The organism is Phenylobacterium sp. (genome assembly GCF_016793285.1).
GTDB lineage: Bacteria > Pseudomonadota > Alphaproteobacteria > Caulobacterales > Caulobacteraceae > Phenylobacterium.
In genome coordinates this window covers 1-23,004 of sequence record NZ_JAEUMO010000105.1, presented here as the reverse complement: position 1 = coordinate 23,004, position 23,004 = coordinate 1, and the positions used below count along the sequence as shown (strand labels likewise).

General features: G+C 69.6%; 25 protein-coding genes. 20 read left to right on the top strand and 5 right to left on the bottom strand.

Going from position 1 to position 23,004, the window contains the following annotated elements; translation table 11 throughout:
* Positions 1-261, bottom strand: a 261-nt coding sequence (locus JNL41_RS10870; RefSeq protein WP_293474822.1) for a hypothetical protein, incomplete at its 3' end; no start/stop codon positions are given.
* A 481-nt stretch (positions 262-742) separates the two neighbouring features.
* On the opposite strand from JNL41_RS10870, the gene JNL41_RS10865 reads away from it, so the two are divergent.
* Positions 743-1,765 (top strand): hypothetical protein, encoded by a 1,023-nt coding sequence (locus JNL41_RS10865; protein WP_293474820.1) that lies wholly within the window; start codon positions 743-745, stop codon positions 1,763-1,765.
* Positions 1,766-1,946: 181 nt separating this feature from the next.
* On the opposite strand, the gene JNL41_RS10860 is transcribed toward JNL41_RS10865, so the two are convergent.
* Positions 1,947-3,023 carry an alpha/beta hydrolase gene (locus JNL41_RS10860; protein ID WP_293474818.1) on the bottom strand — a complete coding sequence of 359 codons (1,077 nt, stop codon included), beginning with the start codon at positions 3,021-3,023 and terminating at the stop codon, positions 1,947-1,949.
* A 165-nt stretch (positions 3,024-3,188) separates the two neighbouring features.
* Between JNL41_RS10860 and JNL41_RS10855 the strand changes: the two genes are divergently transcribed.
* Complete coding sequence (locus JNL41_RS10855; protein ID WP_293474816.1) at positions 3,189-4,157, top strand: LysR family transcriptional regulator; 969 nt, start codon at positions 3,189-3,191, stop codon at positions 4,155-4,157.
* Positions 4,158-4,265: 108 nt separating this feature from the next.
* Here JNL41_RS10855 and JNL41_RS10850 read toward each other — a convergent pair whose 3' ends face one another.
* Positions 4,266-4,721 (bottom strand): ester cyclase, encoded by a 456-nt coding sequence (locus tag JNL41_RS10850; protein WP_293474814.1) that lies wholly within the window; start codon positions 4,719-4,721, stop codon positions 4,266-4,268.
* A gap of 214 nt (positions 4,722-4,935) precedes the next feature.
* Between JNL41_RS10850 and JNL41_RS10845 the strand changes: the two genes are divergently transcribed.
* The 9 genes from JNL41_RS10845 (at position 4,936) to JNL41_RS10805 (ending at position 14,436) form a co-directional block, all read left to right on the top strand.
* Positions 4,936-5,457: a hypothetical protein gene (locus JNL41_RS10845; RefSeq protein WP_293474812.1), complete on the top strand. Its 522-nt coding sequence runs from the start codon at positions 4,936-4,938 to the stop codon at positions 5,455-5,457.
* Positions 5,454-6,869, top strand: a complete 1,416-nt coding sequence (locus JNL41_RS10840) for a hypothetical protein (RefSeq protein ID WP_293474810.1) — start codon at positions 5,454-5,456, stop codon at positions 6,867-6,869. The genes JNL41_RS10845 and JNL41_RS10840 overlap by 4 nt, the downstream gene beginning before the upstream one ends.
* A 114-nt stretch (positions 6,870-6,983) precedes the next feature.
* Positions 6,984-7,127, top strand: a complete 144-nt coding sequence (locus JNL41_RS10835) for a hypothetical protein (protein WP_293474808.1) — start codon at positions 6,984-6,986, stop codon at positions 7,125-7,127.
* Positions 7,128-7,199: 72 nt separating this feature from the next.
* Positions 7,200-7,463, top strand: a complete 264-nt coding sequence (locus JNL41_RS10830; protein WP_293474806.1) for a GlsB/YeaQ/YmgE family stress response membrane protein — start codon at positions 7,200-7,202, stop codon at positions 7,461-7,463.
* A gap of 132 nt (positions 7,464-7,595) precedes the next feature.
* Positions 7,596-8,138, top strand: coding sequence for a hypothetical protein (locus JNL41_RS10825; RefSeq protein ID WP_293474804.1), 543 nt, complete (start codon positions 7,596-7,598; stop codon positions 8,136-8,138).
* Between the two features lie 5 nt (positions 8,139-8,143).
* On the top strand, positions 8,144-8,554 hold the full coding sequence (locus tag JNL41_RS10820; RefSeq protein WP_293474802.1) for a BlaI/MecI/CopY family transcriptional regulator: 411 nt from the start codon (positions 8,144-8,146) through the stop codon (positions 8,552-8,554).
* A gap of 257 nt (positions 8,555-8,811) precedes the next feature.
* Positions 8,812-11,541 (top strand): TonB-dependent receptor, encoded by a 2,730-nt coding sequence (locus tag JNL41_RS10815; protein WP_293474800.1) that lies wholly within the window; start codon positions 8,812-8,814, stop codon positions 11,539-11,541.
* 165 nt (positions 11,542-11,706) lie between these two features.
* Complete coding sequence (locus JNL41_RS10810) at positions 11,707-12,192, top strand: low affinity iron permease family protein (RefSeq protein WP_293474798.1); 486 nt, start codon at positions 11,707-11,709, stop codon at positions 12,190-12,192.
* A gap of 306 nt (positions 12,193-12,498) precedes the next feature.
* Entirely contained in the window at positions 12,499-14,436 is a 1,938-nt protein-coding gene (locus tag JNL41_RS10805; RefSeq protein ID WP_293474796.1) for a portal protein, read from the top strand.
* On the opposite strand, the gene JNL41_RS10800 is transcribed toward JNL41_RS10805, so the two are convergent.
* Positions 14,437-15,195: a hypothetical protein gene (locus JNL41_RS10800; protein WP_293474794.1), complete on the bottom strand. Its 759-nt coding sequence runs from the start codon at positions 15,193-15,195 to the stop codon at positions 14,437-14,439.
* A gap of 29 nt (positions 15,196-15,224) precedes the next feature.
* On the opposite strand from JNL41_RS10800, the gene JNL41_RS10795 reads away from it, so the two are divergent.
* The 9 genes from JNL41_RS10795 (at position 15,225) to JNL41_RS10755 (ending at position 21,563) form a co-directional block, all read left to right on the top strand.
* Complete coding sequence (locus JNL41_RS10795; protein ID WP_293474792.1) at positions 15,225-16,013, top strand: hypothetical protein; 789 nt, start codon at positions 15,225-15,227, stop codon at positions 16,011-16,013.
* 224 nt (positions 16,014-16,237) lie between these two features.
* The gene (locus tag JNL41_RS10790) at positions 16,238-16,699 is read left to right on the top strand and encodes a hypothetical protein (RefSeq protein ID WP_293474790.1); all 462 of its coding nucleotides are present in this window, start codon (positions 16,238-16,240) and stop codon (positions 16,697-16,699) included.
* A 159-nt stretch (positions 16,700-16,858) separates the two neighbouring features.
* Positions 16,859-18,028 (top strand): P22 phage major capsid protein family protein, encoded by a 1,170-nt coding sequence (locus JNL41_RS10785; protein ID WP_293474788.1) that lies wholly within the window; start codon positions 16,859-16,861, stop codon positions 18,026-18,028.
* Between the two features lie 96 nt (positions 18,029-18,124).
* Positions 18,125-18,439 (top strand): hypothetical protein, encoded by a 315-nt coding sequence (locus JNL41_RS10780; protein ID WP_293474786.1) that lies wholly within the window; start codon positions 18,125-18,127, stop codon positions 18,437-18,439.
* A 3-nt stretch (positions 18,440-18,442) separates the two neighbouring features.
* The gene (locus JNL41_RS10775) at positions 18,443-19,558 is read left to right on the top strand and encodes a hypothetical protein (RefSeq protein ID WP_293474784.1); all 1,116 of its coding nucleotides are present in this window, start codon (positions 18,443-18,445) and stop codon (positions 19,556-19,558) included.
* Between the two features lie 105 nt (positions 19,559-19,663).
* Positions 19,664-20,293: a hypothetical protein gene (locus JNL41_RS10770; RefSeq protein WP_293474782.1), complete on the top strand. Its 630-nt coding sequence runs from the start codon at positions 19,664-19,666 to the stop codon at positions 20,291-20,293.
* Complete coding sequence (locus JNL41_RS10765) at positions 20,290-20,538, top strand: hypothetical protein (RefSeq protein ID WP_293474780.1); 249 nt, start codon at positions 20,290-20,292, stop codon at positions 20,536-20,538. Before JNL41_RS10770 ends, JNL41_RS10765 begins: the two co-directional genes overlap by 4 nt.
* A complete protein-coding gene (locus JNL41_RS10760) occupies positions 20,538-21,128 on the top strand; it encodes a hypothetical protein (RefSeq protein WP_293474779.1) in 591 nt (196 codons plus the stop codon). Before JNL41_RS10765 ends, JNL41_RS10760 begins: the two co-directional genes overlap by 1 nt.
* A gap of 15 nt (positions 21,129-21,143) precedes the next feature.
* Entirely contained in the window at positions 21,144-21,563 is a 420-nt protein-coding gene (locus tag JNL41_RS10755; RefSeq protein WP_293474777.1) for a hypothetical protein, read from the top strand.
* A gap of 714 nt (positions 21,564-22,277) precedes the next feature.
* Here JNL41_RS10755 and JNL41_RS10750 read toward each other — a convergent pair.
* Positions 22,278-23,004: FkbM family methyltransferase (locus tag JNL41_RS10750; protein WP_293474775.1), on the bottom strand; the 727-nt coding region annotated here is incomplete at its 5' end.

Below are 23,004 nucleotides of genomic sequence, written 5' to 3'. Positions count from 1 at the left end.
CAGCAGCTCGCAAATCGGGACGTCGATCGCGCAAGACAGGACCTCAGGGTAGGCGCGGCAGAAGGCGGTCGGATAGGGGCAGGGATCGCTGTCTTCGGGCCTGGCCTTTCGGACGCGCATCGGCTCGTAGCCCATGCGGATGAGCTGCGCCCGGACCGTCGGATAGGGCGTGTCCTTCGCGAGCTTCGGCAGGGGCGCCGTGGCGCCGGCGGGCAGTGCGGCGATCGCCCCCGCCGTGACGGTTACGGCGAGGAGAGCCATCCTGAGGGCGCGGAACGTCGAGGGCTTCACGCGCGGACAGTACGCCAGGGCCGACCCGTTGACCAGAACAAAGTTCGCTATTTGTTCCGGAGGGCGTATCGTCGCAATTTCGGCCAAGCCCGCTGTGCGCGGTTGCGGCGGCGTCCGCGTCCCGGTCGGTCGGGGACGGGTCAAATCAGGCACTGTCACCGTAATCCTTGCGGCGCCCTCCGCAAGCGCATATGTGCGACGCCTCACAGGGCCTCCATCGCCAAGATCGCGACGTATATTCGGAACGATTTCGTCACGCTTGCCTTGTAGACAGGCCTCTCTTAGCTTCCTCCCACAAGTCCGGTGCAGCCGACTCGGGGCCTTCCGGAGGGTTCGATGCGCTCTAACGACACCATCTGAGGTAGGGCACTCGCTCAGCCGCTAGGGCGCGCCGGTTGGCGCGCCTTTCTTTATGCCCATACTCCCCTTCCGAACTTGGGTGGGGACGTTCATGCCGCAGCAAGGTGGGGGCCGCTGGCGTGGCCCTGCGGTAGTCATTGTCGCCCTTGTCGGGCTTGTCTCTTGGTTGCAGTTCTTCTGGCAGCCGATCGGCTTCTTCCTTTCGAGGCCGAACGCCGACCTTGCCGCGGTTCTCGCCGAACTCCTCAAGCCTACCAACGAGATCTACCGGGACGGGATCGCGATAGGCTATCTGTTTCTGCTGTCGCTGCCGTTGGTCGTCGTTGTGGCGACCGCACTCGTCTTGCAGACGATCCGCCGCGGCCTTCGATACATCGAGGGCTCGGAAGTGACGATCTCGGTCCTGGAGACACGTCCCACGCTCGCGCTGGACGGCGACGACATGGCCAAGGGAAAGGTCGAGCGCCGGCAGCTCTTCCATGCCAACCGACGGGGCACATCGGCCTACCATTTCGAACACTCGGCGACGGCGGAGGCCGGTGAAATCCTCCTCAACACCAATCACGTCGCCAGCTATATCGACGGTCAGAAAATCACCCGCGAGCTGATCTCCAGGGGTGGGCGCAAGCGCTGCGAAGTCATCGAGACATTCTCCCGCGAGCTGCCGACCAGTTGGCTGGCGACGTACATGCCGGACGGCTGGGTGCTCTGGCTCTATTCCTCGAAGTGGCTCTTCAAGAACATCGTGGTGAGCCGCACGGCGGAAATCGCGAACCTGAACGAATACAACACCCGAGAGCCGGTCTTCCAGATCACGGCGCTCCGCTATCCGGCCACCCATGTCTACCTGAAGTTGACCTTTCCGGAGTCATGCGAACGGCACATCAACCAGCCGCGCTGCTTCCGGATCAAGGAGAACGGCGTCCAGGAACTCGACCTGAGGCGCGAGGCGGACGGCCCCGGCCGCAAGGCGCTCGAGGTTCATGTCCGGAACCTCAACCAGGAGAGCCTGCGCATTCAATGGAGCAACGGACTGGTGATCGGCGCTGCCGCGCCCTCGCCGGCGCCCGCTCCCAGGCGGCGACCTTCAAGGGCCAGGAACGTCAAGCCCTGACCGCCGACGCAACGGGCCGCCGGCGCGTCGGCCAATCGACCGGCGGCCGGCGCCCCGGATCGAGTCCGGGGCGGGGTCTTCCACCCCGCTGGGGAGGAGGAAGCCTGGGTCCCCGCGTTCGCGGGGATGAGCGGGGGTGGGGAGGTGTCGGGCCGCCGCTGGCCGGCCGGCCAGCCGGCCGTCAGGGGCGGGGCGGGGAGGTCCGGGCGGGCATGTGGCGGTCGAACCATGCGATCAGCCGTTCGGGATGCTGGCCGAAGTGGTTGTAGGCGTAGAAGCGCTGGTTGGACTCCTCGATCCACAGCAGTTCCTTGGTCTGGGCCGCCAGCGAGTCGAAGATCTCCTGCCCGTCCTTCTCGCCGTGGATCAGGAAGTCGCGGCGCAGTTGCGCCATCAGCGTCGGCACGGTCACGCCCGCGCCGTGGTCCTGCGGGCGGAAGTCGAAGAGGCTGAAGCCGGTCGTCTCGCGGCACCGCGCGTCCAGCCGCTTCGCCGCCTCCTGCGGATCGAGCCCCAGGTTCTCCGCGCCACGCTCGATGAAGGTGGGGCCGGACACCACGTTGAGGAGGGCGAGCGCCTCGACGTGCCGGAATTCGCCGGGCCACCTGGACATGGCGACGATGGTCGAGTTGCCCCCCATGCAGCGGCTGAACAGGCCGGTGCGCATCTTGCCCATGACCGGATGGGCGCGCGCGTGGCGCACCGAGCCGACGACATCGCGGCATTCCAGCAGGCCCAGGCCGCTGATCCCGCCGTTGCCTTCGCCGCTGCGCCCGCAATTGCGCAGGTCGTAGGTCAGGATGTTGTAGCCGGCGTCGTGCAGCGCCCTCAGCTCGGGCAGGAAGTTGACCTCGAAGCCGCCGAAGTACTGCCTGTACTCGGGCAGATGGCCGGGGAAGCCGTAACGATTGCAGGTCATCGGATGGTTGACGATCAGGAGCCTGTCCGAGGCCGCCGGAATGAACCAGGCCTCCAGCGGAACGCCGTCCATGGACGGGAACCACGTCTCCTCGAAATCCATGCCGTAGTCGCCCGGCGTGCGCATGACCGGAGTCCGCAGGCCGGTCTTGAACAGGCCGGCATACTGCTCGGTGAGCGGGTCGAGCTTGTCGGCCAGCTTCCCGGCCATGCCCTTGATCGCTTCGACCGCCGTATCGACGAGGCCGCCTTCGTCGGCGCCGAGCGCCTTCCTGTAGTCGACATCGTTGGCGCCGACGTCGACGGCAGAGGGGTCACAGGTCTTTACGGCTTCGCTCATCTTGCTCGTCCTCGATGGTCGTTTGCGAGCCCGGCGCAACGGCAGCCAGGGGCCACAAGGCGCCTGCGGGCGGGGTGCAGGCTCGCTTGCGAACAACAATCTACGACCGCGCGGGTTCATCCATTAGAGAGGTAATTTTGCTTGCGCCTATCAGCGGGATGATAAATGCGACGCGATGAAATCGCCGACCTCGCCGCTTTCGTGGTCGTGGCGGAGGAGCGCAGCTTCACGAAGGCGGCCGCCCGGCTCGGCATGGCCCAATCCGCCCTCAGCCAGATCGTGCGACGGACCGAGGAGCGGCTCGGGCTGCGCCTGCTCGCGCGCACGACGCGGAGCGTGGCGCCGACCGACGCGGGCGAGCGCCTGCTCGCGACGCTGGGCCCGATGCTGCACGACCTGGACGCCGCCATGGCGGCGCTGGGCGAGCTGCGGGACACGCCCGTCGGCACGATCCGCATAACGACCGTCGAGCACGCGGCGAAGACGATCCTCGTGCCGGCGATGACGCGGCTGTTGCGGGACCATCCCGACATCAAGGTGGAGATGACGATCGACTACGGGCTCGCCGACGTGGTCGCCGACCGTTTCGACGCGGGCGTGCGACTGGGCGGCGAGATCGCCAGGGACATGATCGCCGTGCGCATCGGCCCGGACATTCCCATGGCCATCGTCGGCGCGCCGGCCTATCTGCGCGCGCATCCGGCGCCGACGTCGCCGACGCAGCTCGCCGAGCACTGCGCGATCAACCTGCGCCTGCCGACGTCCGGAAGCATCAACGCGTGGCGCCTGAAGACCGGCGGCCGCGAGACGCGGGTGCGCATCGACGGCCAGCTCGCCTTCAACACGATCGACCTCATCGGCGACGCCGCCCTGGACGGCCACGGCCTGGCGTATCTCCCGCTCGATCAGGTGAAGCGCCACCTGGACGAGGGGCGGCTCGTGCGCGTTCTGGCCGGCTCGACGCCGGACCTGCCGGGCTACCACCTCTACTATCCGAACCGCCGCTTCTCCTCCTCGGCCTTCAGGCTGTTCGTGGAGACGCTGCGCCACGGACCGGGCGTCGGCCCGCGCCGGGACGGCGGGGCCGACACGGCCGACCTGCGCGGGGGAGGCGAGGTGCGCTTTCGACCCTGACGTGACGTCGAGAACGTCCGCCTGTGGACGACTGCGCCAGGGCCAGGCCTGGACGTGGACGCGGGTCAGAGCGGTCCGGGCGCCATGTGTATGACGCCGACCATGGGATCACGCGGATTTCGACGCTCCGCGGACCGAGAGTGACCCGTTATCCGATCCGCCGTCGTTGCCCGGCGCGACGGGCGACATCACTTCCCACGTGTTCCATTCCTCATGAATCTGCCCGCGCCTGATCACCGCAAGGTTGATGCCGATCATGGTCACGGGTTCGTCCGTTTCACGGTTGCGCACACGGGCCGTCATGCGGGTCGCGACCTTGTCGCCGTCGACGAACTGGTCTTCGACGATGAAAGAGTCCGTCGAGTAATCGAACAACTGGTGGAAGTTGAGGATGCTCTGCCGAAACTCGGCCCAGTCGCGATCGCCGGCGGCGGTGTGTCCGACATAGTCCGTGGCCACGAGCGCTTCGAGCGCGTCCACATCGGCGCGCGCATAAAATTCCACCAGCCGCCGGAACACGGCCTTCTTGACCTCCGGCGTCTCGCCGTTTGCGTCATCGCACATCGATCGCCCCTGTCGCCCGAACGTAGAGATACCTAATCCACCAGCGTCGTTCCCCAGGGCAAGCCTGGAATGATCGCGGATGCGAGCGCCACGCCCATGGCGAGGCCTATCGGTCCTCCTTCCCGGGGCGCGGCAGCGCCGAGGGAGAGCCGGGAGAAGACGGCGCGGGGGCGCCGGCCAGCCATTCATCCACATCGAAGAAGGAGACGAAGCCATGGCCAGGAAGGCTAAGGGCGGGGGCGCGGATGCGCCGCCGGCGGTGCAACCCCGACGTCGCAACACGCGGTACTCGCAGGCGATGGTCGACAAGCTCTGCGGGCTGCGCAACGAGGGCCAGACCTGGGAGGCGATCTGCGGGCGGGAGGACACGCCGGCCTACAGCACGGTCTGCCTGTGGCGGAACACCAAGCCCGAGTTCGTGGCGGCGCTCCGGGCCGCGGACGCCGGCGCGGCCGACCTGCGGGCCGACGAGGCGCTGGAGTTCGCGCGGAACGCGGCGCAGGGCCCGACGGGCGACCGGCTGCGCCACGCCGCCTTCATGCAGCGCGCGGCGCTGGACGCGCCGCAGCGCTGGGACGCCAAGACCGTGGCGGCGGCCTTCGGGGCCGGCGCGGGCAAGGCGCCGCGCGTGGAGGTGGTCTTCCGCGTGCGCCGCTTCGAGAAGGCGGTGAACGACGAGGGGCGCACGGTGTTGCGCGAGATCTTCCCTGAGGGCGAGAGCGGGAGCGAAGGATGAGCGCGGGCGAAGGGAAGAGCGCGGGCGAAGGGAAGAACGGGGGCGAGGTCATCTCGACGTTCGAGCACATCCTGCCGTGGCGGCCGCGCACCCACCAGAACGACCTGTGGGAGGCGCTGCTGGGCGGCGCCAGGCGCGCGGACGTGGTGGCGCACCGGCGGTGGGGCAAGGACGACGTGGCGCTGCACTGGGCGGCGTATGCGGCGCAGCATCGCAAGGGCGGCTACTGGCACGTGCTGCCGGAGGCGTCGCAGGGACGCAAGGCGATCTGGGACGCGGTGAACCCGCACACCGGCGAGCGCCGGATCGCCGAGGCGTTTCCGCCGCAGATGGGGCCGGAGTTCCTGGACGGCGAGATGAAGGTGCGCCTGCCGAACGGCTCGACGTGGCAGGTGGTCGGGGCGGAGAACTACAACAGCCTCGTGGGCGCCTCGGTGGCCGGGGTGGTGTTCTCGGAGTGGGCGCTGACCAAGCCGGACGCGTGGGCGCACCTGCGGCCGATCCTGCTGGAGAACGACGGGTGGGCGCTGTTCCTGTGGACGCCGCGGGGGCGCAACCACGCGACGCGGGCCTTCGAGAGCCGCCAGCGGCGGCCGGACGAGTGGTTCACGCTGAAGTCGCCGGCGACGGCGACCGACGTGTTCACGCCCGAGCAGCTCGAGCGGGAGAAGGCGGAGCTGGTCGCCGAGCTGGGGTCGCAGGAGGAGGGGCAGGCGCGGTTCGCGTCGGAGTACCTGGTGGACTTCGATGCCGCGGCGCCGGGGGCCTACTATGCCTCGGCGCTGGCCGAGGCGGAGCAGGCGGGGCGCGTGGGGCGCGCGCCCTACGACCCGGCGCTGCCGGTGGACACCGCCTGGGACCTGGGCATCGACGACTACACGGCCATCTGGTTCTTCCAGCAGGCGGGGCGCGAGGTGCGCGCGATCGACTACTTCGAGACCGCCGGGCAGGGGCTGGAGGCGATCGTGCGCGAGGCGATCGCGGGCCGGCCGTGGGTGTGGGGGACGCACCACCTGCCGCACGACGTGATGGTGCGCGAGCTGGCGACGGGGCGGTCGCGCTACGAGGTGCTGGCGGCGCTGGGGGTGCGGCCGATCCAGGTGGGCGTGGCGGCCGACCCGGAGGAGCGGGTGAGCGCGGCGCGGCTGATGATCCCGGTCTGCTGGTTCGACGCGACGCGGTGCGCCCTGGGGCTGGAGCGGCTGCGGGCGTACCGCAAGCGCTGGAACCGCTCGACGCTGAGCTATGCGGGGCCGCTGCACGACCGCGCGAGCCACGGGGCCGACGCGTTCGGGGAGTTCGCGCTGAACCGGCGCGGGACGCCGCGGGCCGGGGCGCCGGGCGAGGGCGGCGCGGGCGAGCGGCCGCGGATCTGGCGGCCGACGGGCGACCCGCTGTCGTGGATGGCGTGAGGGGGCTCGGGGGCCTGGAGGCTTGGGCGGCGTTAATCCTGCCGCTTCAGACCCCGTCAAGGGGGCCGGCCTAGAACGGACCGGCGGGGGCGCACGACGACGGAGGGCCGGCGGATGCCGGACATCTTGCGGCAGGCCCTGGACCTCGGACGGCAGGGCGTCGACCTGTTCGCGGCGCGCCCGCTGAGCTGCACGGCCGGGCTGATCGTGGCGCTGCTCTACCTGAACCTGATGACGTCGGGCCCGCGAATCCGCTGAAGCGGCGCCGGCGCCATGCAACCGCGTTCCTCCAGCCGCATTCCGCATGCCGGTGACATGGAGGAGGTTCCTATGAGCGGTGTGGGTATCATCGGCGCGATCCTGATCGGCATCCTGGCCGGCTGGATCGCGGAGAAGGTCATGCGGCGCAACCACGGCCTGCTGACCAACCTGGTCGTCGGCGTGATCGGCGCGTTCCTCGGCAGCTTCATCGCCACGACCCTGGGCATCGGCCTGGGCTCGGGCGTGGTCCCGAGCCTGGTCGTGGCGACGGCGGGCGCCATCCTGCTGCTGTTCCTGTTCGGCCTGTTCCAGCGCCGCCGCCGCACGTTCTGACCCCGGGGCGACTTCGGGCAGACCCAGGGCCGACCCAGGGCCCGACCTCGGGGCCGACGGGAGCGGTTGACAGTCGTTGTTACGTCTGTAGTCTGAATTTGCTACAGGCGTAATAACGACGGGAGGCCGCCCATGAGGCGCATCGGGTTCAAGGCGAAGATGATGACGGGCGCGCTTCCGGGCGCGCTGATGCTGGCGGCGGCGGGCGCGGCCCGGGCGCAGGCGCAGGCGGGCTGCGCCGGCTGCGCCGAGGACGGGTTGACCGTCGTGCCGCCGGCCGAGCGGCTGCACGTCGGGCGCGTGTTCGCCGACGCGTCGATCGAGATGAAGCTGGTGTTCGCGATCCTGCTGGCGTCGACCGCGGCGGCCGTCGTCATCTGGGGGCTGAACCTGGCGAAGGTCGGCAAGGGCGACGCCCGGGCGCTGGCCGGCGCGCTGGGGCGGCTCAGGATCGTGCGCTCGGGCGGGGCGCCGCTGGGGGCGCTGGGGGCCAGCTACGTGCTGTTCGCCGGGTTCATGGGCATCGCCAACGTGCGGCCGACGCCGAGCGTGGCGGTGCTGGCGCCGGGCTGGGCCGAGGCGGCGCTGGCGGTGATGCTGGGGCTGCTGGCCACGACGGTCGGCGTGCTCTGCGAGCGCCATCTGGAAGCGCGGATCCGGCGCGCGGCGGCGTAGGGGCCATGCGCCCGCCGCAACCCCCGGGCCGCATCTCCGCCGCCGAGAGCCAGGTGATGGCGGCGGTGTGGGACGGCGCCGACGCCGGCCGCGGCGGCGCGGGGGCCGAGGAGATCCTGGCCGCCGCCGGCCCGGCCAACGGCTGGGGCGAGGCCACCGTGCGGACCCTCATCCGCCGGCTGATCGGCAAGGGCGCGCTGGCCTCGCAGCGGCGGCGCGGGATGGTGGTCTACGCGCCGCTGATCCGACGGCAGGACTGGGTGACCGACGAGAGCCGCGGCCTGCTGGACCGGCTGTTCGGCGGCCGGCTGGCGGCGCTGGTCGCGCACTTCGCGCAGGAGCAGGCGCTGGACCCGGACGACCTGGCGCGGCTGAAGCGGCTGGTGGCCGAACTGGACGCCGACGAGGACGATTGAGGTCGCGCTCTGGTTGCAGTTACGTAATAACGCGTTATACAAAGCAGACTCCAGTGGAGATCGCCGCAACGGCGACGGATATCGCCGTTACACAAGAGAAATGGGCCGCGGAGACGGCCGCAAGACTCTGGTCTTTCTGTCAAAGACGTTGACCGGGCCCGCAACGTCGGTCAGCTTCCCCTGCGAAGCGCAGCGAATAGCGCTCGGGATGAGCACTGCTGGGGAGGCAGTCAGAAATGAATCTCAGGAAATGTCTTTTGGCGTCCAGCGTCCTGCTGGGCGCGGCGATGATCGTCGGTCCCGCCTTCGCGCAGGCCTCGGGCGACACCAACATGATCGAGGAACTGGTCGTCACCGCCGAGAAGCGCGAGCAGAGCCTCCAGGACGTCCCGGTCGCGATCTCCGCCTTCACCAGCAAGCAGCGCGACCTCGTCGGCATCAACACCGTCCAGGACCTGACGAACTTCACGCCGGGCTTCACCTACCAGTCGGCCAACGACCGGGCGTCCATGCGCGGCATCGGCCGCCTGACGAACGTCCACTCGGTGGACGGCGCGGTGTCGATCTACATCGACGGCCTGTTCACGACCTCGACCGTCCTGGCCGGCAGCCCGCCGCTGGACGTGGACCGGGTGGAAATCCTGCGCGGCCCGCAGGGCACGCTGTACGGGCGCAACGCCATCGGCGGCACCGTCAACGTGATCTCGAAGCGGCCGACCAAGGACTTCTACGGCGAAGTCCGCGGCATCGTGGAGAACTACGACTACACCGACCTGCAGATGGCGGTGTCGGGGCCGATCGCCGACAACCTGCGGTTCCGCGTCTCGGGCTACAAGCGCGACCAGCGCAAGGGCTACTACACCAACGTCGCCGGCGGGCCTTCGGAAGGCAGCAAGCGCGACGAGTACCAGGCGCAGTTCCAGCTCGAAGCCGACCTGGGCGAGCACGCCGAGTGGTGGGTGTCGTACAAGACCATCGTCTGGCACAACCGGGGCGGCCCGGGCGCGCGCGCCGGCTTCCTGAACGGCCCCTACGAGACGGGCCTGACGGACCCCAACTTCTCGATCGTGTACAACTCGGCCTTCGCCTACTCGCCGGCGACCGGCCTGGCGGGCCCCGTGCCCGGCAGCGTGCAGCAGTTCGGGACCACCAACGTGCGGGTGAACCCGGCGCTCAGCGACTCGCGCGACTTCAACACCAACACGCCGCAGCGGGTGCGCCTGCGCGACGTGAACTCGCTGACGACGAACTTCGTCTACCACATGCCGACGTTCGACATTAAGTACGTCGGCGGCTTCCAGGAGTACAAGTACGACCTCTACGGGGACACCGACGCGACGAACGTCAAGTCGTTCCAGATCCCCGTGGCCCCGGGTTCGCTGTGCGCCAACATCGGTGCGCTGTTCGCGGCTGGCCGGTCGAGCGTCAACTGTACGCCCCTGACGGTCAACGCGGACAATACCTACCACTACTTCGAGTATCCGAAGTGGTACAGCCACGAGATCAACTTCTCGTCGAATGGCGACGGTCCGCTGCAGTGGATCGCCGGCGCCTACTACTACCACGAGAAGTACACCGGCACGGGCAGCACGGCCGACTTCTTCCTCAACGGCCCGAGCAGCCTGCGCACGCCGGTTCTGGGCGCCGCGGCCAACCCGAGCGGCACCTGGTCGACGGGCAACTACGCGCTGACCACCGAGAGCAAGGCGGCGTTCGGCCAGATCGACTGGCAGGCCACCGAGACGGTCAAGTTCACCGCCGGCCTGCGCTACACCAAGGACAAGAAGTTCGGCACCGAGTACCGGCGCATCGTCTGTAACTCGGACGCCTGCTATCCGGGCCTCTACACGGCCCTGGGCCTGGGCGCGCTGGGCCCCGGCACGGCGGCCAACTACGGCAGCCTGCTGGGCAACCTCGGCGCCCTGCCGGCCGTCGGCCAGGCGCTGGGTCTCGGCAACGCGCTGGCGGCCCTGGGCGGCCTGGGCAACGGCTCGTTCGACCTGACCGACACGCTGGCGCCGAAGAGCACGGCGGGCGCGATCGAGGGCGTGGTCACGCCGTCGGTCTGCACCGGCACGGGCGCGGCCATGGTCTGCCGGCAGTACACCATCGGGCCGAACGGCATCGCCGCGCGCGACCTGAAGGACACCTCGGACGCCTGGACCGGCACCGTTGGCCTGCAGTGGGAGCCGGATCCCGACACCATGGCCTACGCCCGCTACAGCCGCGGCTACAAGGCGTTCGGCTTCTCGGCCGGCGGCTTCCTGGCCGTGCCGAAGGCGGACGCGGAGTACGCCAACTCCTACGAACTGGGCATCAAGAAGAACTTCTCGACGTTGCAGATCAACGCGGCCCTCTTCTACATCGACTACCGCGACCTGCAGGCTCCGGTGACGATCAAGGTGGGCCCGACGAACGTCGGCCAGTTCATCAACATCGACAAGTCGCGGTCGAGCGGCCTGGAGCTCAGCACCATCTGGCAGCCGGTTCGCGCCGTCCGCCTGACGCTGGACTACGGCTACAACCCGACCAAGATCACCAAGAGCGCCGCGCTCGTCGACGTGAACGACAACGTCAACACCGGCGCGGTCAGCATCACCGGCAACCGCCTGCCCCAGGCGCCCAAGCACAAGGTGGCGGTGAACGGCGCCTACACCTTCGAGATGGACCCGGGGGCGCTGACGCTGAGCGCGACCTACCTCTACCGGACGGCGGCCTACGCCAACGTCTTCACCCGCGAGTACAACAAGGCCCCGTCCTGGGACCAGGTCGACCTGCGGGCGTACTTCCAGCCGAAGAACGACAAGTTCACGGTCATCGGCTACGTGAAGAACGTGTTCGACACCGAAGGCTACGACGCCGCGCTCGCCGGCTCGAACCGGAACAACAACCCGGCCGTGCCGTCGGACCAGTACCTGACCGGCGCGCAGAACCTCGAGCTGACGCCGCCGCGGACCTACGGCATCGAGCTGCAGTACCGCTTCTAGGGTCGAGCAGAGCTACAGCACTGGCGTTCCCTCCCAGGGCCCAGCGCACTTCGAGCCCCCGGCCGGAAACGGCCGGGGGTTTCTTCCTGGGCGGGCGCCTTCGAGGGCGGGGGCTTCGGGCGCGGCCGCGGCGCCACGAAACGCGCCGCCGGACGTTGAGGCGGCATGAGCCTCGACAAAGCCTTCGCCGCCTTCGCCACGCGCACCGCCAAGGTGACGGGCAGCCCGTGGACCTTCGGCGCGTGCCTCGCGCTGGTGCTGGCGTGGGCCGCCTCGGGGCCGGTGTTCGGGTTCTCCGAGACCTGGCAGCTCGTGATCAACACCGGCACCACGATCGTCACCTTCCTGATGGTGTTCCTGATCCAGAACACCCAGAACCGCGACGGCGAGGCGATCCAGGCCAAGCTGGACGACCTGATCCTGACCTCCGAGGCCGAGAACGCGTTCATCGGCATCGAGAAACTCTCGGACAAGGAGCTGCGCGCCCTGCACCAGCGCTGCCTGGCGCGCGCCAGGGCGCACGAGAGCGCGCACGCACGCGTGCAGGCCGAGATGGGCCGGCGGAACGGCGCGGGCGGCGGCGAGCGCAAGGCGGCGCCGCGGGCGAAGGCGGCGGGGCCGAAGGCGCGAGGGCGGCGCGCGGCGGCGTGAAATGTTCGCATTTTGTTCTTGACATGCGAACGCGAATTCGGTAGGTTTCAGTCAGCGTTGATGAGTGCGCCTGGTGCGGCCCTAGGGGTGGCGGTCGGGGCTTCGAGCCTCGGGCGGGCCTCAGCAGCGAAAGCGGCCTGAGCCGAGACCGCGCTGAAGCGACCGCCGGGCCTGAAGGCGCCGGCGCATCGTTCGATCCAGACCGCCGTGGCGGCCTTCGAGGGCCGCTTCCACCCTGCCGCTTTCCACCCGCCTTCCACCCGCCGGGCGCCTGCCTCGTGGGGCGCTTTCATGTGAGGTCATGCCTTGTCCGACGACGACATCCTGGCGCAAGCCCGCGCCGCGTTCGAACTGGCCGCCGACGCGGAGGCCGAGAACCGGCGCGAGGCGCTGGACGACCTGCGCTTCGCGCGGCTGGGCGAGCAGTGGCCCGAGGCGGTGCGCCAGGCCCGCGCGCGGGAAGGGCGCCCGTGCCTGACCATCAACCGGCTGCCGGCCTTCATCCGCCAGGTCGTGAACGACGCGCGGCAGAACAAGCCCGCGATCTCGGTGCATCCGGTGGACGGCGTGGCCGACCCGGAGACGGCGGAGGTGATGAACGGGCTGATCCGGCACATCGAGCAGAGCTCGGACGCCGAGGTGGCCTACGACACGGCGCTCGACTTCGCGGTGACCAGCGGGGTGGGCTACTTCCGGATCAACACCCGCTACGCGGCCGACGACGGCTTCGAGCAGGACATCGCCATCGAGCGGGTGGCGAACCCGTTCTCGGTCTACGGCGATCCCGAGTCGACGGCGGCCGACAGCTCGGACTGGAACACCGCCTTCGTGGTCGACGCGCTGCCCCGGGCGGCGTTCGCGGCGCGCTGGCGCGGCGCGGACGCGGTGGACTGGGAGGCGGACGACGACGGGCGGGCCTCGGGCGCGGGGCCGGGGGCGGACGGCGAGCGGGTGCTGGTGGCCGAGTACTGGCGGCGCGAGCGCGTGGAGCGGACCATCCTGGCGCTGTCGGACGGCCAGGTGGTGGAGGAGGCGGTCTACAGCGCCCGCAAGGCCGTGTTCGACGCCCTGGGCGTGACGCCGGTGGGCCGGCCGCGCAAGAGCGCCAGCCACAAGGTGACGCAGCGGATCCTGACCGGGGCCGAGGTGCTGGAGACGGTGGAATGGGCCGGGCGGTTCATCCCGATCGTGCCCGTCTACGGCGACGAACTGATGGTGGACGGCCGGCGCCGGCTGCGCAGCCTGGTGCGCGACGCCAAGGACCCGCAGCGGATGTTCAACTACTGGCGCACCGCCTCGACCGAGCTGGTGGCGCTGGCGCCCAAGGCCCCGTTCATCGGCCGCAGGGGCGCGTTCGACACGGACTCGGCGAAGTGGGCGACGGCCAACGTGCAGAGCCACGCCTATCTCGAGTACGACGGGCCGGAACCGCCGGTGCGGCAGGGCTATGCCGGCGTGCCGGCCGGCGCGCTGCAGGAGGCGATGAACGCCTCGGACGACATGAAGTCGATCATGGGCCTCTTCGACGCCAGCCTGGGGGCGCGGTCGAACGAGACCTCGGGCCGGGCGATCATGGCGCGGCAGCGGGAGGGCGACGTCTCGACCTTCCACTACATCGACAACCTGAGCCGGGCGATCCGGCACGCGGGGCGCATCCTGCTGGACCTGATCCCGAAGGTGTACGCGACGGCGCGGGTGGTGCGCGTGCTGGGGCCGGACGGGTCGGCGCAGAGCGTGGGCGTGGGGCCGGGCGGACAGGCGACGGGCGGACAGGCCATGGGCGGGCCGGCGGCCGGTCCCGCCGCCGAGCGGCTGAAGGCGATCGGGCGGATCCACGACCTGGGCGCCGGCAAGTACGACCTGACGGTGCGCTCGGGGCCGAGCTTCACCAGCCGCCGCGAGGAGGCGGCGACGCAGATGATCGAGCTGATCCGCGCCTACCCGATGGCGGCGCCGGTGCTGGGAGACCTGCTGGCGCGGAATCTGGACTGGCCGGGGGCGGACGAGATCGCCGGACGGCTGGCGGCGCTGCTGCCGCCGGCGGCGAAGGGCCAGGACCCACAGGCGCAGGCGGGGATGCGGGCGGCGCAGGCGCAGATGGCGGGGCTGGCCCAGGCGCTGAACGCCGCCAGGGCCGAGATCGCGGCGCTGAAGCAGGACAAGACGCACCAGGCGCGCAAGCTGGAGATCGACGCCTTCGAGGCCGAGACCAACCGGATGCGCGCGATGCAACGGCCACGCTAGCTAGAGCGGGTCAGGCTTCCGAAGCCGGAGGAGGCGAGGGGCGCGCCGCGGCGCGCAAGACCGCGGCGGCCGCGACGCCGGATAGGCCGGCCAGCAGCACCGGGACGGCGGTGAACGGTCCCATCGCCTCGGGGAGGCCAAAGGCGAGAGCCGCGGCCAACAGCAGGGCGAACACGCCCCACGCAACCCCGCCGCCGACCAGCAGCGCGCGTCGCCGGCAAGACGGCGCGGACGCGGATACGCCGCGAGCGCCATGGCGGCCGCGCCGGGCAGGAAGACGATGAGGAAGGAGATGCGCAGGCCGAGAGGCTGCTCCACCCAGTCAAGACCGAACGGACAGGCGGCCCAGGGGAGCAGTCCGAGGCCGAGCATGGCCGTCGCGCGGGCGACGTCTCCGGTCGGCTTGTTCATCGCATGCCGCACGATGATCCACGGCGTCCAGATCAAGGCCGCCAGGAACCAGCCGAAGATCGCGATGCCGAGCGTCTCGGCGTCACCGTTGAAGAGGCCGAGGAGATAGAGGCCGGGCGGAAGCAGGAGCGCGCTGTCGAGGGTGTGATCGATCCGCCACCGTGTGTCGGACCAGGCCGGCTCGTTGTTCCTCATATGTTCGTACTGGTGCGGGGTTGCGCCCGATTCAAGCGGAACGGGCGACGACAACGCCGAGGCGATCCGACGTGGGATCGCCAGAACCAGGGCCTGGATCCGCGGGCGCAACGCCGAGAAGGCCCGCTGACGCAAACCCTGCGCGGTCCGCATCCCGCGGCCGCCATCACCAAGGACATCCCATGGAAGACGAAGACGCCCTGATCGCGGCGCAGGACACCGCGCGCCTGGACGAAGAGATGACGGGCGCGCCGGATGACGACGTGTTCGAACTGGAGGTGGACGGGACCGTCCACACGCTGCCGGGCGCGCTGCGCGGCGCGTTCCTGCGGCAGGCGGACTACACCCGCAAGACGCAGGAGCTGGCGGGGCATCGCCGGGAGGTGGAGGCGGAGCGCGAGGCGCTCTCGCACCGCCGGCGGGGCTTCGACGACGAGGCGGGCGATCGCGCGACGCTGACCGCGCTGGAACGGCACCTGCGGGAGTTCGACGGGATCGACTGGCAGGCGCTGGGCGAGGCCGATCCGCGTCGCGCCGGAGCGCTCCGGAAGGCGTTCCATGAGACCCGGGCGCTGCGCGACGAGTTCGCCTATGCGCTGGCGCGCCACGAGGCCGGCGCGAAGCTCGACCGGGCGCGTGAGGCGGCCGAGGCGATGGCCGAGGCGGGGCGCACGCTGTCGCGCGAGATCGACGGCTGGTCGCCCGACGTGGCGGTCAAGCTGGTGGAATACGCCCAGGCGTTCGGCGTGACGCCGGAGGAACTGGCCGAGGCGGCGGATGCGCGGCTGTGGAAGCTTTTGCACAAGGCCTGGAAGGCCGACCAGGCGGGGCAGGGCGACCCTGAGGCGATGGCCGTGCGGCCGGCGGTGGTGGTGAGCAGCGGAGGCGCCGGAGGCAGCGGCCCGCGCGCCGAACTCGGCACCAAGGAATGGATGCGCCGGCGCAACAAGCAAGTGACGGGGGCGCGCTGATGGCCGGGGTGATGGAGACCCTGAGGACTCGGGCCGGTCGCCAGATCGTGGCCAACCTGCAGGCGATGAAGGGCGGCGGATCTTTCAGCGTGGGGGAGCGTGCGAAACGCGACGCGGGCGCCTCCCAGCGGACTCCGCCGGATGGACGGACCGGCCTTCCGCCGCGCTAGACGTTCACCTTGCGTTCTGAACGACCTGATGCAAGCTTCGCCTTCTGGACCGGGGTGGCGGCCGGCCTGGCCACCACACTCGTGGGGCTGGGGCTGATCACCGCCGGCGTGATGTGGATGGGGCGCAGGCCGCCCTACAACGTCGAGGTGCTCGCCAACGGCGCGGACGTGACGCGGGCCGGCGGTCGTTGGCTGGCGGTGGAGAACAATGCGGACGGCACGCTGCTGGCCGTGGTTTGCAACGGCGTCTGCGACGACTTCGGATATCGGCTGAAGACGGTCGAGGACGAGGACGTCGCCTATCGCGTGCGGGTGGCGAAAGCCACGCGTGAGTGCCTCGCCTGCAGTGCGTTCATGTACGTGCAGCCGGCGATCTACGGCATGCCGCATCTCACGCAGTGGCGACTCTCGGGGGCTGGCCCGCTCGACGCAGAGCCGAGGCGCCTCAACATCGATCTGAACGGCGTTGTCACGCCGCTTGTGGAGCCGGCCGCGCCGGCCGAAACGCCCAAATGATCTGATCCCTCCGATCCGAGCGGCCCGCCGCCACCGGATCGGAACGACGGGATCCCCCTCGACAGCCGCCGGCCGACCGGCCGGGCCCCGAGCACGCGCGCCTCGCGCCTCGGTCGCCTTCGCGTGGCTGATCCCTCTGAACATCCCAAAGGACATTCCATGCCCAATACGATCCTGACCGCCACCGAGGTGACTCGGGAGGCGCTGCGCGTGCTGCACCAGAAGCTGAACTTCGTGGGCACGATCACGCGCGACTACGACGACCGCTTCGCCCAGTCGGGCGCCAAGATCGGCGACACGCTGAAGATCCGCCTGCCGAACCAGTACGTGGTGCGCAGCGGCCCCAACCTCGACGCCAAGGACACGGTGGAGAGCACCGTGGACCTGAAGGTGGCCACGCAGAAGGGTGTCGACCTGAACTTCACCTCGGTCGACCTGACCCTGGCGCTGGACGACTTCTCGGAGCGCATCCTGGACCCCGCCATGAGCGTGCTGGCCGCCAACATCGAGGCGGACGCGATGAGCATGTACAAGGACGTCTACAACCAGGTGCTGGGCGCGGGCGCGGCGACGTTCACGCGCGTGCTGCAGGGCCGCAAGATCCTGGTCGACAACCTCGCGCCGCTCAACGGGCGGACCTGCAACCTCAACACCCAGGACAACGTCGACCTGGTGGACGCGCTGAAGGGCCTGTTCAACGACAAGGCCACGATCTCGAAGCAGAACCGCGAAGGCTACATGGGGCGGACCGCCGGGTTCGACTTCATGGAGAACACGCTGTGGCCGTCGCACGCGCGCAGCGCCGCGAACGGCGCCTACCTGGTGAACGGCGCCGCGCAGACGGGCGCGACCCTGACGGTGGACACCGGCGCCAACGCCCCGGCGCAGGGGGACATCTTCACCATCGCCGGCGTGTTCCGGGTGCATCCGGAGACCAAGCAGTCGACGGGCGTGCTGCAGCAGTTCGTGGTGGGCGCCGCGGCGACCGCCACGAGCTGGCCGATCTCGCCCGCGATCGTGACGACCGGGGCCGGCCAGAACGTCTCGGGCGCGCCGGCGGACAACGCCGCCATCACCATCGCCGGCGGCGTCTCGACGCCGCACGGGATCAGCATGGCCTACCAGAAGGGCGCCTTCGCGTTCGCGACGGCCGACATGGTGGCGCCGCACGGCGTCGATTTCGCGGGGCGGGAGGTGTTCGACGGGATCTCGATGCGGATCGTGCGCCAGTACGACATCAACAACGACAAGTTCCCCTGCCGCCTGGACGTGCTCTACGGCTACAGGACCGTCCGGCCGCAGCTCGCGTGCCGGCTGGCGAACAACTAGCGCGCCCCCGCGCGGCGGGCGGCGCGCGCCGCCCGCCGCGCACCCATCGAACCTTCGAGAGGCGGCGCACGCCGCATTCCCTGCATGAGGCCAGCCATGAAGCCCTTCACGCCGGCGCCCGCCGGCACGTCTTCGATCGCCGCCACGACGTCGAGCGGGCTGCGCGCCGCGATCCGGCAGCAGCCCACCGGCTCGCACCAGTTGCGGCTGTTCAACGCGGGGCCGAACACCGCCTTCTGGACGTTCGGCGACCCGGCGGTGTCGGCCACGACCTCGGACATTCCGCTGCCGGCGGGCGCGATCGAGGTGGTGACCCTGTCGAACCCCAGCGGGGCGCCCACGTCGCACGTCTCGGCGATCACGGCGAGCGGCACGGCCACGCTCTACCTCACCACCGGCCAGGGGCTCTGAGGCGTGGCCGTCCACCAGGGCCAGCGGGGCCTCGGGCACCAGGCGCGGACCGGCTGGGCGGCCCAGGGCGACGGCGGCGCAGACACCACGCCCGACCCGTTCGCGCTGGGCGACGCCGGCGCCTGCGCGCCCGGCGCGACCTACGAGAGCGCGGCGATCACGGTCGGCGGCATCGATGCGCCGGCCGCCCTGAGCGTGACGGGCGGCGACTACGCCATCAACGGCGGCGGCTGGGCCTCGGCGGCGACCACCGTCGGCGCGGGCGACGTCGTGAAGGTGCGCGGCGTGGCCTCGGCGTCGCTGGCGACGGCGCTCGACGTCGGGCTCCAGATCGGCGGCGTCGCGGACACGTTCACGATCACCACGGTCGCGCACGCCGAGACCGCGGCGCTGATCGGGCGGTTCGCGGCCGACCCCGGCGCGACGCGGCGCGGCCTGATCGACGCGCTGATCGGCGCGCTGAAGGCGGCGGGCCTGTGGGCGAAGATCGACGTCCTGCACGTCTACGCGGCGCACGACGGCCAGGCGGCGGCGCTGAACTGGGTGAGCACGAGCTACGCGGCCTCGCCGCAGGCCTCGCCCACGTTCACCGCCGACCGCGGCTACGCCGGCGACGGCTCAGGCACCTTCATCAACACCGGCCTGGCCAACAACGCCACCGGGGTCAACTGGCAGGCCGCCTCGGCGCTCGCGACGTTTGGCGTGGGCGTGAACGTGGCGGGGACCGTGGGCGCGAACAACCACGTCTTCGGCCTGAACGGCGGCGCCGCGTCGGTGCGCTTCAACCCCTACAACGGCACGGGCGCCCAGGGCCGGTTCCTCGCGACTTCGGACCAGAGCTTCACGAACGGAGCCGGGCGGGTGGGGCGCTACCTGGTCACCCGCGACGCGGGCGGGCAGGCCGGCTATCGGAACGGCGCGCTCATGTCGACCGCCGCGCCCGGCACGCCGTCGGTCAACGGCGCGGGCCTGGCGCTCCTGCGCAGCAACACGACCTTCAGCGACAGCCGCGTGAGCTTCGCGATGATCGGCGGCGGCGCGGCGATCTGGACGGCGACCGAGGCGGCCAATTTCGACGCGGCGATGGACGCCTACCTTGCGGCGGTCGGCGCGAACTGAGGCCGCGGCCCGGAGGTGGGGGCGTCGCAGCGCCACACCGAGACGAAGCGTCAGCAGCATCACATCGGGCCGCCTACGGGCGGCCCCTTCTTTTGGAGCCCATGGATGGCGATCACGACCTATGCCGAGCTGAAGGCGGCGGCGGCGAACTGGCTCGTCCGCGCGGACCTGACCGAGCGGATCCCGGAGTTCATCGCGCTGGCCGAGGCGCGGCTGAACCGGGTGCTGCGGACGCGGCTCGCCGAGACCGAGACGGAGCTCTCGACGGCCATCGGCTCGCGGCGGGTCACGCTGCCGGCCGGCTTCGCCGAGCCGCTGCGCGTGTGGATCGTGAAGGCGGACGGGCGGACGGAACTGCCGTTCCTGGAGGCGGGCCTGATCGCGGCGTCGTCGGTGCGCGGCGAGCCGGGCGTGTGGACGATCGACGGCGCGACGCTGGCGTTCGACCGGCCGTGCGACGAGGTCTATGCGCTGACGCTGCGGATGCTGAAGACGTATTCGCTGTCGGACGCGGCGCCGACGAACGCGCTGCTGGCCGACGGGCCGGACGTCTACCTGTTCGCCACGCTCTGCGAGGCCGCCCCGTTCCTGCGTGACGCTGAACTGGCCGGCGCCTACGAGCCGCGGCTGGAGCGGGCGATCGGCGAGCTCAACGCCAAGGACGCGCGGAGCCGCGCGGCGCGGACGCTCGCGACCGAGCTGCCGGCGCTGGTCGGCGCGCGGGCGGCGCGATGACGCCGGGACCCGTGGGGCCGGGCGTGCCGGACGCCGTGCGCGCGGTCCTGAAATCGTTCCACGACGCGCTGGGCGCGCTCGCGCAGCCGCAGGCGCCGACGCCGCTGTTCGCGGTGGCCCAGGCCGGACTGCCGCCCGCGGCGGCGTGGCCGCACAGCCTGGTGCTCGTCACCGACCTCAACATCCTCGCCCACTCGGACGGGGCCCACTGGATCCGCCAAGACACGGGAGCCGTGATCGTCTGATGCCTTCTTCCTGGTCGCCATCGCTCCGGTTCGAACTGCAGTTCACCGGCGAGAACATCAACCTGTGGGGCGAGAAGCTGAACGCCGTGCTCGCCCACGCCGACTATGCCGTCGCGGGCTGGCTGACGAAGCCGCTGAGCGGCAGCACCGCCCTCGGCGTCGCCAACGCGCCCGACGACGAGGCGCGCGCGGCGATGATCAAGTTCACCGGCGGGGCGGGCCCCTTCACGGTGACCATCCCGGTGGTGAGCAAGAGCTACCTGGTCTGGAACGCCTGTTCCGGCCCGGTGACGCTGACCACCGGCGCTGCGCCGAGCGTGACGGTGGACCCCGGCGACATCGTCTGGGTCGCGACCGACGGCGCGGCGGTGAAGACGCCGGGCTACGGCGGATCGTCGATCAAGGACTACGTGGCCGCGACGGCCTGGTCCTACAACGCCGGCAACCTGCCCGCGCAGGCCGGCAACGCCGGCAAGTTCGTGAAGACCGACGGGACCAGCCCGAGCTGGCAGGCCCTATCGAGCGCAGACCTCAACGACTACGCGACCGCCGTGAAGGGCCTGGCCCTGGCGTTCGCCGTCGCCCTCTAAGGAGCCTCAAACACCATGCCCGTGACCCCCAACAGCATCGTGACCCCCCAGGCGCCGAAGAGCGCGGCGGTGAACCTGCCTTCGGGCGCTACAAACTCGACCTATACGACCAACCCTACGAATGCCGTCCAACTCTTGCAAGCTGGCGCCAACGGCGCACGGCTGACGAAGCTCCAGGCCATCCCATGCGCGACGGTGAGCACCGCAAATCAGCTCCAAGCCTTCCGCGATAACGGAACGAGCGGGAGCTCCAAATTCTTCGCCGACAGCGCTCTCATGGCCACCTACACCATGGCCCAGACCACCGAGGCACCAACTACGGACTTCGGATACTCGGACGACAATCCCCTGATCCTACAGCCCAGCGAGCGAATCTACATGGCCCAAGGCCAGTCGGTGAGCATCAATATCATCGCCGAATGGGCGGATTACTAATGGCGACGGGGCAACGGCTCAGAGGGACCGTCGGGCAGGCGATGAGCGGCCGAAGAGAAGGCAAGGTCATCTTGCCGAACGCACCGATTGTTGCGAACGGCGGCAGTGGCAGCGTCACGGTCAACAGACCTTGCGTCGCGCTGATCTACGCCTGGGGAGGCGGGGGCGCGGGCGGTGCGGACGGGGGCGGTGCATCAGGCGGGGGTGGTGGCGGAGCGGTCCTCTTCAAGCGAATGCGGTTGAAGCCGGGGGGGACGATCTCCTACAGCGTGGGCGCCGGCGCATCACCTCCCCCAGATGGAGCGCCTGGGAACGCTGGTGGCGATACGACGGTAATTCTTCCCTATGGCCTCGGCGTCTTGATTGCGGGCGGTGGTCAAGGGGGAGGAGGGGCTGGTTCGCCGGCGGGCGGGTCAGGCGGCCTGCCGTCGGGCAACGCAGATCTGCGCCGGCCTGGTGGCGCCGGCGGTACTTCGGGAGCGGCCGGTGCGAGCGTTGCCTATGGAGGTTCGGGTGGCTCTGGTGTGACTTCGTACGGCGGCGGCGGCGGGGCTGCGGGCCTGGGAGACCTCGGCGCGGACTTTGGCGGTGGAAATGGGAGCGCTGCGGCGTCTGGATTGGCTGGCAGCACGCCCGGAGGCGGGAGCGGCGCGAAGGCGGTAGGCGGTGGTTCTGGCTTCTCTGGAGGTGGCGGTCGAGTAATTATTGCACTTATCAGTCCATAGAGAAGCCGTACTGAGCAAGATACGGAAATGATTGTGTGCTTGTTGGTCTGGGTCTGTTCGGATCGATGAGAGTTATATTCTTAGGTTGACTATTTTCCTTCGGCACGGCCAATATATTCATGTCCCCCAATATTTTCGTTGCGCCACCGTTCCTGGGCGAATTTGGCGTAACGAATGGCGAAAAGAACCAATATAGAATGTAGTCTCCAGATCGCAAAATATCTAACACCTCTCCTGAGCCATCAGCACCATGATGCTCGATTAGCCATACAGGGCGTACAATTCGGAGTACATTTTCTGCGCCACGAAGTACGTCAAGTTCAAATCCTTCCACATCAATCTTTACAAAGGCACATCTTGTAGGGACAATATCGTCCAGAGTGACCATCTGGACAGGTCTAGTGGGAAAATTCGAGCCGAATCCCACGCTCCCGAAATTGATAGAGGCCTCCATTGGTGCAATAGGAAAATCTGCTGTGCCCGTGATTTCGCCAGCCGCAGCCTCTATTACTTGGACATTTCTAAATCCGTTCACTTCAATATTGTGACGGAGGAGCCCTGCCAATCCCGGGTGAGGCTCAACTGCGGTGACGGCTATGCCCCGAGATGCGGCTAGTAATGCGACAGTTCCGATATTCGCGCCGACATCAAGAAATGGTCCTTTCAAATCGACTGCCAAGTCTCCGATGACGCGCGAGAATTCACCGTAGTCGCGC